At 74.0% G+C, this 16,672-nt stretch carries 14 protein-coding genes; 7 read left to right on the forward strand and 7 right to left on the reverse strand.

The window, feature by feature from the left end; translation table 11 throughout:
• Positions 1–5: 5 nt before the first annotated feature.
• Together NMK34_RS09900 and NMK34_RS09905 are read right to left on the reverse strand one after the other, a co-directional pair.
• Positions 6–1,673 (reverse strand): GAF domain-containing sensor histidine kinase, encoded by a 1,668-nt coding sequence (locus tag NMK34_RS09900; protein WP_318336310.1) that lies wholly within the window; start codon positions 1,671–1,673, stop codon positions 6–8.
• 93 nt (positions 1,674–1,766) lie between these two features.
• Positions 1,767–2,777 (reverse strand): Acg family FMN-binding oxidoreductase, encoded by a 1,011-nt coding sequence (locus NMK34_RS09905; RefSeq protein WP_318333119.1) that lies wholly within the window; start codon positions 2,775–2,777, stop codon positions 1,767–1,769.
• Positions 2,778–2,896: 119 nt separating this feature from the next.
• Between NMK34_RS09905 and NMK34_RS09910 the strand changes: the two genes are divergently transcribed.
• Entirely contained in the window at positions 2,897–5,245 is a 2,349-nt protein-coding gene (locus tag NMK34_RS09910) for a heavy metal translocating P-type ATPase (RefSeq protein WP_318333120.1), read from the forward strand.
• Positions 5,246–5,440: 195 nt separating this feature from the next.
• Here the strand turns inward: NMK34_RS09910 and NMK34_RS09915 are convergent, their stop codons facing one another.
• The 4 genes from NMK34_RS09915 to NMK34_RS09930 form a co-directional block, all read right to left on the reverse strand.
• Positions 5,441–6,307 (reverse strand): universal stress protein, encoded by an 867-nt coding sequence (locus tag NMK34_RS09915; protein WP_318333121.1) that lies wholly within the window; start codon positions 6,305–6,307, stop codon positions 5,441–5,443.
• Entirely contained in the window at positions 6,304–8,706 is a 2,403-nt protein-coding gene (locus tag NMK34_RS09920) for a phosphoketolase family protein (protein WP_318333122.1), read from the reverse strand. Before NMK34_RS09920 ends, NMK34_RS09915 begins: the two co-directional genes overlap by 4 nt.
• A gap of 127 nt (positions 8,707–8,833) precedes the next feature.
• The gene (locus NMK34_RS09925) at positions 8,834–9,664 is read right to left on the reverse strand and encodes a universal stress protein (protein ID WP_318333123.1); all 831 of its coding nucleotides are present in this window, start codon (positions 9,662–9,664) and stop codon (positions 8,834–8,836) included.
• 83 nt (positions 9,665–9,747) lie between these two features.
• Entirely contained in the window at positions 9,748–10,548 is an 801-nt protein-coding gene (locus NMK34_RS09930) for a PP2C family serine/threonine-protein phosphatase (protein ID WP_318333124.1), read from the reverse strand.
• A 97-nt stretch (positions 10,549–10,645) separates the two neighbouring features.
• Between NMK34_RS09930 and NMK34_RS09935 the strand changes: the two genes are divergently transcribed.
• From NMK34_RS09935 to NMK34_RS09960, 6 genes are all read left to right on the forward strand, one after another.
• A complete protein-coding gene (locus NMK34_RS09935; RefSeq protein WP_030275209.1) occupies positions 10,646–10,882 on the forward strand; it encodes an HTH domain-containing protein in 237 nt (78 codons plus the stop codon).
• The gene (locus NMK34_RS09940) at positions 10,882–11,457 is read left to right on the forward strand and encodes a Clp protease N-terminal domain-containing protein (protein ID WP_318333125.1); all 576 of its coding nucleotides are present in this window, start codon (positions 10,882–10,884) and stop codon (positions 11,455–11,457) included. Before NMK34_RS09935 ends, NMK34_RS09940 begins: the two co-directional genes overlap by 1 nt.
• A 91-nt stretch (positions 11,458–11,548) precedes the next feature.
• The gene (locus tag NMK34_RS09945) at positions 11,549–12,556 is read left to right on the forward strand and encodes a diacylglycerol/lipid kinase family protein (RefSeq protein ID WP_318333126.1); all 1,008 of its coding nucleotides are present in this window, start codon (positions 11,549–11,551) and stop codon (positions 12,554–12,556) included.
• A complete protein-coding gene (locus tag NMK34_RS09950) occupies positions 12,549–13,550 on the forward strand; it encodes a YihY/virulence factor BrkB family protein (protein ID WP_135239032.1) in 1,002 nt (333 codons plus the stop codon). Before NMK34_RS09945 ends, NMK34_RS09950 begins: the two co-directional genes overlap by 8 nt.
• Positions 13,551–13,627: 77 nt before the next feature.
• Positions 13,628–15,118, forward strand: coding sequence for a phosphatase PAP2 family protein (locus NMK34_RS09955; protein WP_318333127.1), 1,491 nt, complete (start codon positions 13,628–13,630; stop codon positions 15,116–15,118).
• A gap of 4 nt (positions 15,119–15,122) precedes the next feature.
• Positions 15,123–15,917: an endonuclease/exonuclease/phosphatase family protein gene (locus tag NMK34_RS09960; RefSeq protein WP_318333128.1), complete on the forward strand. Its 795-nt coding sequence runs from the start codon at positions 15,123–15,125 to the stop codon at positions 15,915–15,917.
• Here the strand turns inward: NMK34_RS09960 and NMK34_RS09965 are convergent.
• Positions 15,914–16,549 (reverse strand): GAP family protein, encoded by a 636-nt coding sequence (locus tag NMK34_RS09965; protein ID WP_318333129.1) that lies wholly within the window; start codon positions 16,547–16,549, stop codon positions 15,914–15,916. The two genes, NMK34_RS09960 and NMK34_RS09965, sit on opposite strands and share 4 nt — an antisense overlap.
• Positions 16,550–16,672 lie beyond the last annotated feature (123 nt).

A 16,672-nucleotide genomic window follows, 5' to 3' on the forward strand; every position in this document is an offset into this window, starting at 1 on the left:
GCCGGTCAGTCGAGCGGGACGCTCCAGCGCACCTCGGTGCCGCGCGGCTCGGCCCGGCGCAGTGCGAACTCGCCGCCCAGCCGCTCGGCCCGTTCCCGCAGGTTGACCAGGCCGCTGCGGGCCGCCTCCGGGTCGCAGCCGATCCCGTCGTCGGTGACGGTGATCTCGACCCGGCCGGAGTCGACGCGGACGCGCACCGACACCCGGCCGGCCTGCGCGTGGCGTACCGCGTTGGAGAGCGCCTCGCGCAGCACGGCGGTGAGTTCGGGGCGCAGGTCGTCCGGGACGGCGCTGTCGATCGGGCCGATCAGTTCCAGCTCGGGCCGGTAGCCGAGCGACTCGGCGGCTACCTCGATCGCCTCACGGATCTCGGTGCGCAGCGCCGCGCTCATCGGGGTGCGCAGCTCGAAGATGGTGCGGCGGATGTCGCGGATGGTGGCGTCCAGGTCGTCGACGGCCTGGTTGATCCGCTTGGCGGCCTCGGGACGGGCGTTCATCGCGCCGCTCTGCAGTTGCAGGCCGGTGGCGAACAGCCGCTGGATCACCACGTCGTGCAGGTCGCGGGCGATGCGTTCGCGGTCCTCCAGGACCACCAGCAGTTCCCGCTCCTCCTGCCCGCGGGCGCGTTCCATGGCGAGCGCGGCCTGCCCGGCGAAGCTGGCGAGCAGCGCGAGGTCGTCGTCGGCGGCGGGCCCGTGGTCGGGCCGGTAGCCGATCACCAGGACACCATGCAGCGTGTCGGCGGCGGCGAGCGGGGACACCACTGCGGGCCCGGCGACCACCGGCCGGGGCCAGGGCGCGGCGGCGGCGAGATCCTCGACCTGGTCGTGGCGGCCCTGCGTGACGGACGCGGCGAAGCTGGTCTCGGCGGCCGGCAGCACCGCGCCGACCAGTTCCCGGGCGACCGGGTCGGCGCCGTCGACGACCTCGACGGTGAACTGCGCCTCGTCCTCGTCGTAGAGCAGCACCAGCGCCAGTTCGGCCTCGGCGACCTCGCGGGCGCGGCGGGCCACGAGCGTCAGCGCGTCGGTACGGCGTACCTCGCCGAGCAGCACCGAGGTGATCTCGGCGGCGGCGGCGAGCCAGCGTTCCCGCCGGTGCGCCAGCGCGTAGAGACGGGCGTTCTCGATCGCCACGCCGGCCGCGGCGGCCAGCGCCACCACGATCTCCTCGTCGTCCTCGGTGAACTCGGCAGCGCCCTGCTTCTCGGCCAGGTAGAGGTTGCCCCACACGTGGTCGCGGATGCGCACCGGCACGCCGAGGAAGCTGTGCATCGGCGGGTGGTTGGGCGGGAAGCCGTACGACTTGGGGTGCTTGGTGATGTCCGGCATGCGGACCGGCTTCGGGTCGTCGATGAGCAGGCCGAGTACGCCCCGGCCGTGCGGCAGCTCGCCGATCTTCGCGTGCAGCTCGGGGCTGATGCCGTGGACGATGAAGTCGTGCAGCATGCGGTCGGGGCCGATCACGCCGAGTGCGCCGTAGCGGGCGCCGGCCAGCTCGCACGCCGACTGCACGATCCGCTGCAGCGTGCTGCGCAGATCGAGGTCGGACCCGATGCCGACGACCGCGTCCAGCAGGGCCCGTAGCCGCTCGCGGCTGGTGACCACCTCGCCGACGCGGTCGAGCATCTCCTGGAGCAGTTCGTCCAGGCGGACACGGGACAGCGGGGTCAGCCCGAGCGACGGCGTGAGGTGCTCGTGCCGGGACTGGGGTGCGGCGGCCACCCGGCGATGGTATCGCCCGGTGACCGCCGTGATCGAGACCGGTCAGGCGAGCCGGTCGCGGACCGCCGAGGTGTCGACCGTCTGCGTGACGTCCAGCCGGGGCGTGTGCGGCGGGCCGGCGTGCGTCGGGTCGGCCAGGCCGAGCCGCATGCTGATGTACGGGAACCCCAGGCCGGAGAGCATCTGCCGCAGCACCTCGCGGGTGCCCTCGACCTCCACCACACCGGACAGCGGCACCAGCGACACGCCGTGCCGGGTGGCGGTGAGCCACGCGGCGGAGAGCGCCTCACCGGCGCGCAGCCAGCTCATCGTCTCGTCGTCGGAGCCCCACAGGATCCCGTAGACGGCGGCCTTGTCGTGGCCGGGCCCGATCGGCAGCGAACCGGCGCGGCCGAAGTCGCGGGCCGGAACGGTCGTCTGCGGCGCCTGCTCGGGCAGCACCTCCGGCGGCAGCCCGGTGCCGGTGCCGGCCCGGCTGGTCCAGTACGCCAGTTCCTCGCGCAGCTCCGGGCTGTCCGCCTCGACGGCGGCGGCCTGCTGGGCGGCGCCGGCGAGCTGGATCTTCTGGGTGTCGTCGAGCAGTTGCAGGTTCACCCCCTCCAGCGTGGCGGCCCGGTCGATGTCGTTCAGCGCGGCGGTGGGGATCGGCTCGTCGCTGACCGGCCGCCGGTCGGTGTGCCGCACCTGCATGCACTGCACGACGCGCATGGCGTCGGGGTCGGCGCCGGTGTGCTCGAGGGTGGTGATCCGGGCCAGCAGGTCGGGTTCCTTCGAGTCGGGCAGCCGTTCCACCACCGGGGTCCAGCCTTCGGCGGCCAGCGCCACCCGGGCGTGGTGCAGCGCGGCGCCACAGCTCACCACCAGCAGATGCCCTTCCGGGTCCAGGGCGCTGAGGTGCCGTTCGCGGACCACCCGCAGCTCCAGCGCGTCGGGCAGGACCGTCCAGTGCCACGGCTGCGTGTTGTGCACCGAGGGGGCGTGGCCGGCCATTCCGGCGGCCTCCGCGAGCGCGGTGGTCAACGGGCGATCGCCGGCCGGCGTCTCGTGGCTCATCGTCACGACCTTTCCTGTTTTCCCCATCGTGCCCCACGGGCGGGTGGGGACGCCGTTCCATCCCCCGGATTACCCGCATCGCCCTGCCCGTCCGACGTCCGGGCTGAGACGATCGACACGTGGGAACCGAGCCACGCGAGTGCGTACCCGAGCAGCCGGCCCGCGCCCGGCGGTGGGCCCGGGCCGAGTGGGCGCCGCTGGTGCTGCTCACAGTGGCCGTGCTGGCCGGTGCGGCGCTGTGGTTCGCCGGCGCGCACGACGCCGCGCGGCTGGTCTGGGCGGCGGTCACGGTGGTCGCCCTGGTGCCGGCGGCCTGGACGACGCTGCGCCAGCTCTGGCTGCGGCAGTTCGGGGTGGACGTCATCGCGGTGCTGGCGCTGCTCGGCGCGCTGCTGGTGCGGGAGTTCCTGGCCGGCGCCGTGATCGCGGTGATGGTCGCGACCGGGCGGGCGCTGGAGGAGTACGCCCAGCGCCGCGCCACCCGTGACCTGCGGGCGCTGCTGGAACGCGCGCCCCGGCAGGCGCGGCGGCGCACCCCGGACGGCGGGATCGAGGTGGTGCCGCTGGACCGCGTCGAGGTGGGGGACCGCCTGGTGGTCGGGCCGGGCGACGTGGTGCCTGTGGACGGCGTGGTCGAGGAGGCGGCGACGCTCGACGAGTCGGTGGTCACCGGCGAGTCGCAGCTGGTCACCCGCGCGGCCGGGGAGCAGGTCGCCAGCGGCGTCGTCAACGCGGGCGCCGGCTTCGGGCTGCGGGCCAGCCGCAACGCGGCGGAGAGCACCTACGCCGGCATCGTCCGCCTGGCCGGCGAGGCCACCGCCCGCAAGGCCCCGATGGTACGGCTGGCCGACCGCTACGCCGCCGCGTTCGTGCCGTTCACGCTGGTGCTGGCCGGGCTGGCGTGGCTGCTGTCCGGCGAGTTCACCCGGGCGGTGGCGGTGCTCGTGGTGGCCACCCCGTGCCCGCTGCTGCTGGCGACCCCGATCGCCGTGGTGTCCGGGCTGTCCCGGGTGGCCCGGCGCGGCGTGCTGGTCCGCGACGGCGGGTCGCTGGAACAGCTCGGCCGCGCCCGTACCCTGCTGCTGGACAAGACCGGCACGCTCACCGCCGGGCGACCCCGGGCGGCCGAGGTGGTGGTGGCGCCGGGCGGCGACCGGGACGAGGTGCTGCTGCTGGCCGCCTCGGTCGAGCAGCTCTCCCCGCACGTGCTGGCCGCCGCGCTGGTCCGGCAGGCCCGCGAGCGCGGGCTGGCGCTGGCCGAGCCGGCGCAGGTCACCGAGGAGCCGGGGCACGGGGTGAGCGGCCGCGTCGACGGGCGGATGGTGCACGTCGGGCAGCTCGCCGGGGAACCGCCGGAGTGGGCGGGCCGGCTCGGTGAACGCGCCGAACGGGCCGGGCGCTCGGCGGTGTGGGTCAGCGACGACCGAGGGCCGCTGGGCGCGATCCTGCTGGAGGACCCGGTCCGCGCGGACGCCCGCCGGACCGTGCGGCGGCTGCGCGAGGCGGGCTTGGAGCGCCTGGTCATGGTGACCGGCGACCGCCCGGGCACGGCCCGGCAGGTGGCGCAGATCGTGGGCGTGGACGACGTGATCGCGCGGTGCTCGCCGCAGGAGAAGGCCGATCGGGTACGCCAGGAGTCGGCGCACGCGGTGACCGTGATGGTCGGCGACGGCGTGAACGACGCGCCGGCGCTGGCCGAGGCGCACGTCGGGGTGGCGATGGGCGCGACCGGGGCGACCGCCTCGGCGGACGTGGCCGACGCGGTGCTCACCGTGGACCGGCTGGACCGGCTCGCCGACGCCGTCGAGATCGCCCGGTACGCCCGCCGCATCGCGGTGCAGAGCGCCACCGTCGGCATGGGCCTCGCGGTGCTGGCGATGCTGGTGGCCGCGGCGGGCCGGCTGCCCCCGGTGGCCGGCGCGTTCCTCCAGGAGGGCATCGACGTCCTGGTGATCCTCAACGCGTTGCGCGCGCTCGGCGGCGGCCTGCGGCGGCGGGATCTGCCGGCGCACACCCGCGAGCTGCTCGACCGGTACGCGGGCGAGCACGGCGGCATCCGCGACGTGCTGGCCCGGCTGCGGGACACCGCCGACATGGTGGCGACCCGCCCGGACGACCCGGCGTGCCTGCCGGCGCTGCGCGAGGTGCACCGGCGCCTGGTCGACGAGGTGCTGCCGCACGAGGCGGCCGAGGACCGGCAGCTCTACCCGGCGCTGGCCGGGCCGCTCGGCAGCGACGAGGCGACCTCCACGATGAGCCGGGCGCACGTGGAGATCGTGCGGCTGGTGGAGCGGATCGGCGGGCACCTCACGGCGCAGCCGGACGGCCGGCTGCGCCGTGACGAGGTGCCCGATCTGCTGGCCGCGCTCTACGGCCTGGACGCGGTGCTGCGCCTGCACCTGGCCCAGGAGGAGGAGGACTACTTCTCGCTCAACCCGGAGGACGGCTCGACCGCGCCCGGCCGCTGACCACCGTTCTCGGCAGTAGCCGAGAGCTCTGGTCGCCGGGGCGCGGCAAGGATCACCCGGGGATGCCTGCGGGAGACCATGCCAAGAAATGGATATGACTCTGAGGCACATCTATGCCTCAGAGTCATATCCGGTCGAGCGGACCTTCTCCAGCGGGCGATCACCGAGGGTGAGTCCGGAAGTGCGCCCGTCGGGTCAGCGCTCGCGTACCACCGCGACGGGGCAGTGCGAGTGCTGGATGAGCTGCTGGCTGACCGAGCCGAGCAGCATGCCGCGCAGGCCGCCCCGGCCCCGGCTGCCGACCACCACGAGCTGCGCCGACCGGCTCGCCTCCACCAGCAGCGCGGACGCGCTGCCGGGTACCGCCTCGATCTCGACCGGCACGTCGGGGAAGCTCTCCCGCCACGGTGCCAGTTCCGCCTCGGCGGCGGCCCGTTCGCTCGCGGCGACCTGCTCCGGGTCGAAGTCCGGCGGCACCCACCTGTCACCAGGCGGCTCCCAGGCCCGCAGCACCCGCAGCGGCACGTCCCGCTGCGCGGCCCGTTCGACGGCGAAGCCGAGCGCCCGCAGCGCCGACTCCGAGCCGTCCGAGCCGACCACCACCGGCCCGGACGTGGCGGCCTGGCCGTCGCGGACCACCACCACCGGGCAGTGGGCGTGCGCGGTGACCGAGACCGCCGTGGAGCCGGCGAGCAGCCCGCCGAAGCCGCCGTGGCCGCGGCTGCCGAGCACCAGTATCCCGGCGTCGGCGGACCGCTCCTGGAGCACCAGCGCGGGCGGCCCGTCGAACACCTCGCCGTGCACGGTCAGGCCCGGCCGGTCGGCGGCGGCGTCCGCCGCCGCCTTGCGGACCAGTTCGTCGACCTGCTGCCGGGCGGCCTCGTCCGGCCACACCCCCGGCGCCACACCGGGGCCGATCCAGCCGGTCACCGTCAGCCACTCGAAGACGTACGCCAGTCGTACCGGCCGCCCCGACCGGCCCGCCTCGTCCAGCGCCCAGTTCAGGGCCACCGACGCGTCGGCGGACCCGTCGTAGCCGACCAGGATCTCCTCGCCGCTCATTCGCCACTCCTCACGGCCGGGTCGTTCTCGCGGATCCAGCGCCACTCGGCGACCCGGGGGTCGTCCTCGCCGCAGCGCCGGGTGTAGTCGCGGCAGGCCTGGCGGGCGTCCACCATGTCCTGGCGCAGGTGCGCGGCGCGCGACCGCAGCCCGGGCACCCGGTCGATCACGTCGATGACCAGGTGGAAGCGGTCCAGGTCGTTGAGCATCACCATGTCGAACGGCGTCGTGGTGGTGCCCTCCTCCTTGTAGCCGCGCACGTGGAGGTTCTCGTGGTTGGTCCGGCGGTAGGTGAGCCGGTGGATCAGCCACGGGTAGCCGTGGTAGGCGAAGATGACCGGTCTGTCGCGGGTGAAGATGGTGTCGAACTCGTTGTCCGGCAGGCCGTGCGGGTGCTCCGACGGCGGTTGCAGGCGCATCAGGTCGACCACGTTGACGACCCGCACCCTCAGGTCCGGCAGGTGCCGGCGCAGCAGGTCGACGGCGGCGAGCGTCTCCAGCGTCGGCACGTCGCCGGCGCAGGCGAGCACCACGTCCGGCTCGGTGCCGTCGTCGCTGCTGGCCCAGTCCCAGATGCCCAGGCCGCGGCGGCAGTGCTGGATCGCCTCGTCCATGGTCAGCCAGTTCGGCGCGGGCTGCTTGCCGGCCACCACCACGTTGATGTACTGCCGGCTGCGCAGGCAGTGGTCCATCGTGGACAGCAGGGTGTTGCCGTCCGGCGGCAGGTAGACCCGTACCACCTCGGCCTTCTTGTTCACCACGTGGTCGATGAAGCCCGGATCCTGGTGCGAGAAGCCGTTGTGGTCCTGGCGCCACACGTGGCTGGACAGCAGGTAGTTCAGCGACGCCACCGGCTCCCGCCACGGGATGTTCCGGGTCACCTTCAGCCACTTGGCGTGCTGGTTGACCATCGAGTCGACGATGTGGATGAACGCCTCGTAGCTGGTGAAGATGCCGTGCCGGCCGGTCAGCAGGTAGCCCTCCAGCCAGCCCTGGCACAGGTGCTCGGAGAGCACCTCCATCACCCGGCCGTCGGGGGAGAGGTGGTCGTCGCCGGGCACCTCGGCGCCCACGAACGCCCGGTCGGTCACCTCGAACGCCGCGCCGAGCCGGTTGGAGGCCACCTCGTCCGGGCCGAACAGGCGGAACGTCTCCGGGTTGCGGGCGATCACGTCCCGGACCCAGGGCCCGAGCACACCCGTCGCGCCGGCCATCGGCTCGCCCGGCGTCGGTACGTCGACCGCGTAGTCGCGGAAGTCCGGCAGCTCCAGGTTGCGCAGCAGCCGGCCGCCGTTGGCGACCGGGTTGGCGCTCATCCGGTGGTCACCTGTGGGCGGCAGGCCGGCCACCTCGGGGACCGGGCCGCCGGTGGCGTCGAACAGCTCCTCCGGCCGGTAGCTGCGCAGCCAGCGCTCCAGCTCGGCCAGGTGCTCCGGGTTGTCCCGGACCTCGGAGATCGGCACCTGGTGGGCGCGGAAGGTGCCCTCGACCTGCTTGCCGTCGACGCGGGACGGGCCGGTCCAGCCCTTCGGCGTCCGCAGGACGATCATCGGCCAGCGGGGACGCTCGACGTGCTCGCCGGAGCGGGCCCGGCGCTGGATCGCGGCGATCTCGTCGACCGCCCGGTCGAGCGTTCCGGCCAGCAGCTGGTGCACCGTCGCCGGGTCGTCGCCCTCGACCACGTACGGCTCGTAGCCGAAGCCGCGCATCATGTCTCGCAGGTCCTCGCCGGGGATCCGGTCCAGCACCGTCGGGTTGGCGATCTTGTAGCCGTTGAGGTGCAGGATCGGCAGCACCGCGCCGTCGCGGGCCGGATTGAGGAACACGTTCGACAGCCAGCTCCCGGCCAGCGGGCCGGTCTCCGCCTCGCCGTCGCCGATCACGCAGGCCACGAGCAGATCCGGGTTGTCGAACGCGGCACCGTACGCGTGGCTCAGCGCGTACCCCAGCTCGCCGCCCTCGTGGATCGAACCCGGCACCTCCGGCGCCACGTGGCTGGGGATGCCGCCCGGGAAGGAGAACTGCCGGAACAGCCGCTGCATGCCGGTCTCGTCCCGGGGGATGTGGTGGTACAGCTCGCTGTAGGTGCCCTCCAGCCAGGTGTTCGCCACCAGCGCCGGGCCGCCGTGGCCGGGGCCGGTGACGAAGATGGCGGACAGGTCCCGGTTCACGATGACCCGGTTGAGGTGCGTGTAGAGCAGGTTGAGCCCGGGACTGGTGCCCCAGTGGCCCAGCAGGCGAGGCTTCACGTGCTCAGGCCTGAGCGGTTCGCGCAGCAGCGGATTGTCGAGCAGATAGATCTGGCCGACGGTCAGGTAGTTCGCCGCGCGCCAGTAGGCGTCCAACCGGCGCAACTCGTCTTCGGTCAAGGGGCTGTGCAGGTTCACCGCGGTGTCCATGCTGCCTTAGCCTCTCGTGGCTCGGGTTCGGCTGCCACTCGGGGACCACGCTTTCTCCCCCGGCGCGTCCAGCCTCGTCCCCATCGGGGGTCGGCGGTCAGGGCCGTAGGTCCCGCCTCGCGCGGGCTCATGACTCGTCCCCGGCATCCCCGGGGATGCCCCGTACGACGATCAGCGGGGCCGGCGAGTGGTAGAGCAGGGACTGGCTGACCGCGCCCAGAGTGGACCCTACCGGCCCGTCTCCCCAGGCGGCGACCACCGCGAGCTGCGCGGCGCGGGACCGGTCGAGCAGGACGGACCTCGGCTCACCGTGGACGGTCTCGCAGTCGGCGGTGACCCGGGGGTACCGCTGGGCCGTCCGGGTGACCGCCTCCTCCAGCCGCCCGTCGTCGCGGTCGCCGGACCCCGGCTCGATCACCCGGACGGCGAGCAGGCGGGCGCCGCGGTGCTGCGCGCAGTCGAAGGCGTACCCGAGAGCGGCCTGCGAGCTGGGCGACCCGTCGAAGCCGACGAGCAGCGGCCCGGGCGGGGCCGGCTGGGTGCGCCCGACCAGCACCGGGCAACCGGCCCGGGCGGCCACGTCCACGGCCGGCGTGTCGGGCGGTACGCGGTCCGGGTGGGCGGACATGCCGCCGTCACCGAGCGCGATCAGGAACGCGGTGTCGGCGACCCGCAGCAGCGCCTCGACCGGCGAGCCCTCGACGATCCGGCCGCTGACCGGCACCTGCGGCGCGCACTCGGCGACGACCTGCCCGGCGTGCTCCAGCACGTTCTCCGCGTCCGTGCGGGTGCCGCCGGCCGGGGCCGGGCCGGGCGTGGCGGCCCAGTTGAACGCGTGCAGCAGGTGCAGCGGCCGGTCGTGGGCGGCGGCCTCGGCGGCGGCCGTGCGGACCACCGTCAGATCGGCCTCGGACCGGCTGACGCCGACCACCACCGCGCCGTGGCTGGGTGCGGCCACCCCGGCTCACCTCCCGACCCGTGCCTTTCACTCACCGTAGTCGCGGGAGCGGGTGCGCCGGAGCGGGTCGGCGGAACTGGCGGTCAGCGCGGGGCGGGCAGCGCCGGGTGGACGCGTAGCACGACGGCTGTGGCGTTGTCCTCGCCGCCCTCGTCCAGGCTGGCGGCGAGCAGGGCCTCGACGGTGCGCGCCGGGTCGCGCCGCGCGGCGAGCAGGTCGCGCAGCCGGTGGTAGCCGAGCTGGTCGCTGATGCCGTCGGTGCACAGCAGCCAGGTGTCGCCGCGGCGCAGCGGCACGGCGAGCAGGTCCGGTTCGGGGCGGTCCGGGTGACCGACGTAGCGCAGCAGCTGGTAGCGCGCCCGGGCCGCCTCCGGCGAGTCGGCCGGCCACCAGCCGTGCAGCAGGCCGAGCCAGGCCATCGTGTGGTCGACGGTGACCAGTTCGAGCAGCCCGTCGCGCAGCCGGTACGCCCGCGAGTCGCCGAGCTGCACCAGCCAGCCCTGCTCGCCGTCCGGCTCGACCACGAGCGCGGTGAGCGTGCACCCGGTCAGGCCCGGCTGCGCCGCGCCGGCCTGGCGTACCCGCCGTTGGGTCTCGGCGACGGCGGCGCGCAGCGCGGCGGCGCCGACGGCGGGCCAGCCGGCGTGGACCTGCTCGGTGAACGTCCGGGCCGCCGTCGTGCCCGCCACGCGGCTGCCCTCGCCGTCGCCCATCCCGTCGCAGACCACCGCGAACGGCAGCTCGGGGTCGACGTGCAGCACGTCGTAGTTCTCCGGGTAGCGGTGCCCGACCACGCTGCCCCCGGCGATCTCCAGGGTGAGGCGGCCGGCGGTGAGCCGGCGCGCGGACTCGACCGGCCGGTCCAGCGGACGGCGGCGGAACACCAGCGGACCGTAACACCGGGACGGGCCGGACAGCGGCAGGCAGGGTCGCGTGTCAACCAGGGTTGACAGGTGGTTGCTGTCAACCTACATTGACAGCATGAGTCAGGCGACGGAACTCGCGGCGGCGGCCGGCAGCACCGACCCCAAGGTCGGCCTGCGCGCCGTGCTCGCCCTGCGCCGGCTGCTCGAACGGCTCGAGGTGATCCAGGTCGACAACGCCCGGCGGCAGGGCTGGTCGTGGCAGGAGATCGCCGACGCCCTCGAGGTCAGCCGGCAGGCGGTCCACAAGAAGCACGCCGGACGACCGGCGGTGCGCGAGAGCTGGGAGGCGTGATGTTCGAACGATTCACCGACCGGGCCCGCAGGGTGGTGCACCACGCGCTCGACGAGGCCCGCACCGAGGGACGGCGGCCGGTCGGCACCGAACACCTGCTGCTGGGCGTGCTCGCCGACCGCGACAACCTGGCGGTACGGCTGCTCGCGGCCGGTGGCGTCGAGGCCGGCGTGCTGCGCGCCGCGGTGGCCCGCCACACCGCGCAGGGCGTGGACGGGCTCGGCGAGGCGGACGCCGCGGCACTGCGCGAGATCGGCATCGACCTGGCCGCGATAGTGGCCCGGATCGAGGAGTCCTTCGGCCCCGACGCGCTGCGCGAGGCGACCCCGCGTCCGCGCCGGTGGTGGCGTCGCGGGCCGCACCACGGCGCGTTCTCGCCCCGCGCCAAGAAGGTGCTGGAGCTGTCGCTGCGCGAGGCGCTGCGGCTGCGCCACCGGCACATCGGCACCGAACACATCCTGCTCGGCCTGCTGCGCGAGGGCGACGGCCTGGCCGCCGTGGTGCTCACCGAGGCCGGGGTGGACATCGACGACCTGCGGCGGCGCGTCGACGCGGCGCTGCGCGAGGCGGCCTGACCCGTACCCGGATTTCAAACCTGTTTGCGGTCCTCGCAACGTCCCGCTGCGCCGGGTCGCCGTCACGCCCCGTGTCCTGCACACTGACGCCGTGGACGGTGCAGACGACAAGCGCCCGGTGAACGCGGAGAACCGCACCCCGCGCTCGGCAGTGGTGGTCAACCCGGTGAAGGTGGCCGACCTGGACGAGTTCCGCCGCACCGTGGACGGCGCGCTCGCCGCCGCCGGGTGGCCGGCCCCGGCCTGGTACGAGACGACGGTCGAGGATCCGGGCCGCGGGCAGGCGGAACAGGCCGTGAAGGCGGGAGCGGAGGTCGTCTTCGCCTGCGGCGGCGACGGCACGGTGATGGCCTGCGTGACCGCGCTGGCCGGCACCGACGTGGCGCTCGCGGTGCTGCCCCAGGGCACCGGCAACCTGCTGGCCGCCAACCTCGGCCTCTCGAACGACCTGGCCGCCGGGCTGGAGGTCGCCGTCGAGCGGGGAATGCGCCGCCTCGACGTCGGCGTGGTCGGCGACAAGTGCTTCGCGGTGATGGCCGGGATGGGCTTCGACGCCCAGATGCTCGACTCCACCTCGGAGACCACGAAGAAGCGGATCGGCTGGCCCGCGTACGTGGTGGGCGCCGCCCGCCACCTGCGCGACCGGCCGATGCGGGTCTCGGTGCGCATCGACGGCAAGCCGCCGCTGCGCCGCCGGGCCCGCTCGGTCCTGGTCGCCAACGTCGGGCGCCTGCAGGGCGGGGTACGCCTGCTCACCGAGGCCGAACCGGACGACGGCTGGCTCGACGTGGCGGTGCTGACGCCGCGTACGCTGCGCCACTGGCTCGCGATGGGCTGGGCGGTGCTGCGCCGCCGCGACAGGGTGCCGGGGATGGAGGTGTTCCGGGCCCGCTCGGTCGAGATCACCAGCACCCGGGCGCAGCCCCGGCAACTCGACGGCGACTTGATCGAGCCGGGCCGGTCGCTCAAGGCCACCATCCGGCCCGAGTCGCTCTGGCTCTGCGTACCGCGCCCGGAGGAGCACCCCGACCTGGCGGTGGACGCCGACGCGGCCGGTGAGCGCGGAGAGCACCTGGTCGAGGAGGCCCGCCGTGAGTAGCACCAAGCTGGTCCCCGAGACCCGGTTGATGACCGAGAACGAGCTGTCCGCCGACGACGCCTGGCACACACTGCGCCGGCACGGCGGTTGGTGCCTGCTGCGGGACGCGTTCATCCGGTTCCGCTACGGCGACGGGTTCAGCCACTCCCGGGCGCTGGCGTTGCAGCTCTGCCTGGCCGTGGTGCCGTTCCTGATCGCGCTCACCGGCCTGATCACCGACCTCGGCGTGGACGAGGGCGGCAAGGTCGTCGCCGACACGGTGCTGGCCATCACGCCCGGCCAGAGCGAAGCCATGGTGCAGGACCTGCTCACCGACAGCGAGCGCACCGAGGACGCCGGCGAGCTGGCGCTGACCCTCGGTCTGCTCACCGGGCTGGTCGCGCTGACCACGACGATGGCGCAGATCGAGCGGGGCGCCAACCGGATCTACGGCGTCGAGCGGGACCGCCCGGCGCTGGCGAAGTACCTGCGCGCCGCGATCCTCGCGGTGGTCGCCGGCGTGCCCGCGCTTGCGGGCTTCCTGATCCTGGTCGGCGGCCGGGCGATGGGCGAGTCGGTACGGCGGCACTACGAGTGGGGCGACGTCGCCATGGCCGGGTGGGACGTGATCCGCTGGCCGCTGAGTCTCGGCCTCACCGTGCTCGCCGTGGCGGTGCTGTTCCGGCACGCGCCCCGGCGCCGCCAGCCCGGCCTGTCCTGGCTCTTCTTCGGCGCGTCCATCGCCATCGCGATCTGGTGGCTGGCGAGCCTGCTGCTCGCCGCGTACGTGAAGTACAGCGGCGGATTCGGCCAGACCTACGGCGCGCTGACCGGCATGATGGCCCTGTTGCTCTGGGCCAACCTCACCGGGATCGCGCTGTTCGGCGGGCTGGCCTTCGCCGCGCAGCTCGAAGCGATGCGCATCGGCGTGGAGGAGCCCGCCAAGCCGGACCTGTGGGAGCCGGAGGCGCAGCGGGCGGAGCTGTTCGACACCGGTGAGATGACCTCGCTCTGACGCCGCGCCGGTCCGGCGTGTACGGGACACGCCGATCGGGTACAGCGCGCCTCGCAGAAGAACGAGGGAGGTGCGGTGTGACCGCGGTCAAGGAAGCCGGGAGCCGGCCGCTCAGCCATTTCGCGGAGCGGAGCCTCGCGGGCCTGCTCGCCGTGGCCGGTGCGGGAGTCGGGTTCGGCGTGCTGCTCATGCTGGTCCGGTTCCGGTGGAGCCCGCTCTACCACGCCGACCACGAGACGGCCGAGTGGTTCAACAACCTCGTGGCCCCGCACGGCCCGCTGGTCACAGTGCTCCAGGCGATCACCGACCTGGGCGGACGGCCGGTGCTGATCTGGCTGGTCACCATCGCGGTGGTGGGCCTGCTGATCCGCCGCCAGTCCCGGCTGGCGGTCTACCTGATCGTCACCGGCGCCGGCGGGCTGATCCTCGACCCGTCGCTCAAGGCGCTGGTCGGGCGGCTGCGCCCGGTGGTGGACGTGCCGATCGCCAGCGCGCCGGGGAACAGCTTCCCCAGTGGTCACGCGCTCGGCTCGTTCGTCGCGTACGGGGCGCTGCTGCTGGTGTTCCTGCCGGCCATGTCGCCGCGCTGGCGCAAGCCGGCCATCGCCATCGCCGGCGTGCTGATCCTCCTGGTCGGGCTGACCCGGATCGCGCTGGGCGTGCACTTCGTGTCCGACGTGATCGGCGGCTGGCTGCTCGGCGCGGCCTGGCTGGGCGTCACCGCGTACGCCTTCCGGCTGTGGCGGCGCGAGCGCGGCCGGCCGGTGCCGCCGCTGCGCGAGGGCTTGGAGCCGGAGGCGGGCGAGGAACTGGCGCTCGCGCCGGACGAGGAGAAGGTGCTGGAACACCCGCGCTCGGCGGTGGCCGAGCTGCTGGTCGGCTGGGTGCTCGTCTTCGGTGTGCTCTACGCGTTCGGCATGTTCGTCAGCTACCACGCCAAGGGCACGTTCTTCGACACGCTCGACACCGGGGTGCCGCGCTGGTTCGCCGAGCGGCACACCGACGCGCTCACCGAGCTGAGCTGGTGGTGGAGCAAGTTCGGCGACACCCACGCGATCCTGCTGGTGTCGCTGGTGTTCTGCCCGATCGTGCTGGCCGTGTGGCGGCGCTGGCGGCCGGTGCTGTACGTGGTGCTGGCGATGTTCGGCGAGCTGAGCCTGTTCCTGGCCAGCGCCCGGGTGGTGGACCGGCCCCGGCCGCCGGTGGAGAACCTGGACGGGCAGATGCCGACCTCGTCGTTCCCGTCCGGCCACATCGCGGCGACCATCTGCCTCTGGGTGGCCATGGCGGTCATCGTGTTCCCGCGTACCGACAGGTGGTGGCGGTGGCTGTTCGTGGGCATGGCCGTGCTGATGCCGGTCGGCGTGGCCACCTCCCGGATGTACCGGGGCATGCACCACCCGACCGACTTCATGGGCGCGATCCTGCTCGGCGCGCTCTGGCTGTCGCTGCTGTACTGGGTGATCAAGCCCAACGCCGACGTGTACGAGGGCAACCAGCCGGCGATCGAGTCCGAACAGGTCGACGAGCTGGACGACGAGCTGGCCAAGGCCGCGCGGCCGGACTGAGCCGATGCTGCGGGTGATGACCTGGAACATCCGGACCGGCGGGCGGGACGCGGGCGGTGCCGACCGCCGGGGCCGGATCGTCTCGGTCGTCACCGCGCAGCGCCCCGACGTGCTGGCGTTGCAGGAGCTGCGCGGCATGGACGCCACGCTCGACGGCCTGGCCGACCGGCTCGGGATGGCGGCGTACCCGGCCCGGTCCTGCTTCGGCCAGCCGGTGGCGGTGCTGGTCCGCCCGCCGCTGCGGGTGCTGCGCGCCGGCCGGGTCCGCCGCCCGTTCCACCACGCCGCCGCCCGGGTGCAGGTCGCCACCGGCGCGGGACCGCTGACCGTGCTGAGCACGCACCTGTACCCCTACTCGGGCGGGCGGCGGCGGATGGAGGCGGACTGGCTCGCCGCCGCGCTGCGGCGTACCGGGGGAGAGCTGGCCCTGCTCGCCGGGGACCTGAACACGCTGGAGCCCGCCGTCGACCACACCGCCCGGCTCGCCGGGCTGGCGACGGCGTACCGGCGGCGGCACCTGCGCCGCGACGGCCGTACCGTGGACACCCGCGCGGTGGCCCGGCTGCTCGACGCCGGTCTGGTGGATCTGTGGCCGCGGTCCGGCGGCGACGAACCCGGCGGCCTGACCGTGCCGACCCGGCACGGCGGCGCCGAGTTCGCCGGGATGCGGCTGGACTACCTGCTCGCCACCCCCGCGCTGGCCGGCCGGGTACGCGCGGTGCGGGTGGTCCGCGACGGTGACGCGGACACGGCCTCGGACCACTATCCGGTGCTGGCCGAGGTGGACGTCACGACCTAGACGAGGTCGGACACCACGATCGCCACGAAGACCAGGATCACCAGCTCGCTGATGATCCAGGAGTGCGCGTCGGACCAGTCACGGAGCCTCGGCAGCAGCCGTTCGGCACGCGCGCCCAGCATCACCAGCGCGAGCAGCGGCAGCGCCAGCAGCAGCACGGTCAGGATCAGGAACGGCAGCAGGTGCCACCACGGCTTGTCGTGTCCGGCCAGGCTGCCGGCGACCGACGCCATGGTGACCTCGTCGCTGGGCATGGCGACGAAGAGCAGCAGGCCGAGGCCGAACGCGAACGGTGGCCGGGTGTCCTCCAGCTTGCGCATCCAGCCGGGCGGCTGGTTCCGCTTGCGTCTGAGGAACGTGATGACCATGAGCGCCGCCAGCAGCACCAGCACGATCCAGTCGATCAGGTGCCGGCTGCCGCTGTCCTTCGTGCCGTTGCCGGCGCTGTACCGGATCACCCGGAACACGCCGTACCAGACGGTCAGCGCGACCAGCGTGCCCAGTGCGGCGCCGGCCAGGTAGGCCACCGAGCTGCGCCGCGGGTCCCGGCTGGCGGCCAGGAACACCGCGCTGATCAGCTGTGGGCCGGCGACCATCACGAAAGCCAGCGGCAGCACGGTCAGCAGGCTCATGGCCTCATTCTGTTGCCGCCCGCTCGACGGCACGGCCGTTTCTAGACGATCAGGTTGAGCAGCACGGTCAGCACCACCGAGGCGACGACCGAGAAGAGGATCATCAAGAGGCAGCCGAGCCCG

It is taken from the genome of Micromonospora sp. BRA006-A, assembly GCF_033433935.1.
GTDB lineage: Bacteria > Actinomycetota > Actinomycetes > Mycobacteriales > Micromonosporaceae > Micromonospora > Micromonospora aurantiaca.

Bases quoted from the DNA above. Each gene is read 5' to 3' on its own strand.
- NMK34_RS09905 (WP_318333119.1), bottom strand. From the start codon at position 2,777: ATGAGCCACGAGACGCCGGCCGGCGATCGCCCGTTGACCACCGCGCTC.
- NMK34_RS09915 (WP_318333121.1), bottom strand. From the start codon at position 6,307: ATGAGCGGCGAGGAGATCCTGGTCGGCTACGACGGGTCCGCCGACGCG.
- NMK34_RS09920 (WP_318333122.1), bottom strand. From the start codon at position 8,706: ATGGACACCGCGGTGAACCTGCACAGCCCCTTGACCGAAGACGAGTTG.
- NMK34_RS09935 (WP_030275209.1), top strand. From the start codon at position 10,646: ATGAGTCAGGCGACGGAACTCGCGGCGGCGGCCGGCAGCACCGACCCC.
- NMK34_RS09940 (WP_318333125.1), top strand. From the start codon at position 10,882: ATGTTCGAACGATTCACCGACCGGGCCCGCAGGGTGGTGCACCACGCG.
- NMK34_RS09960 (WP_318333128.1), top strand. From the start codon at position 15,123: ATGCTGCGGGTGATGACCTGGAACATCCGGACCGGCGGGCGGGACGCG.
- NMK34_RS09965 (WP_318333129.1), bottom strand. From the start codon at position 16,549: ATGAGCCTGCTGACCGTGCTGCCGCTGGCTTTCGTGATGGTCGCCGGC.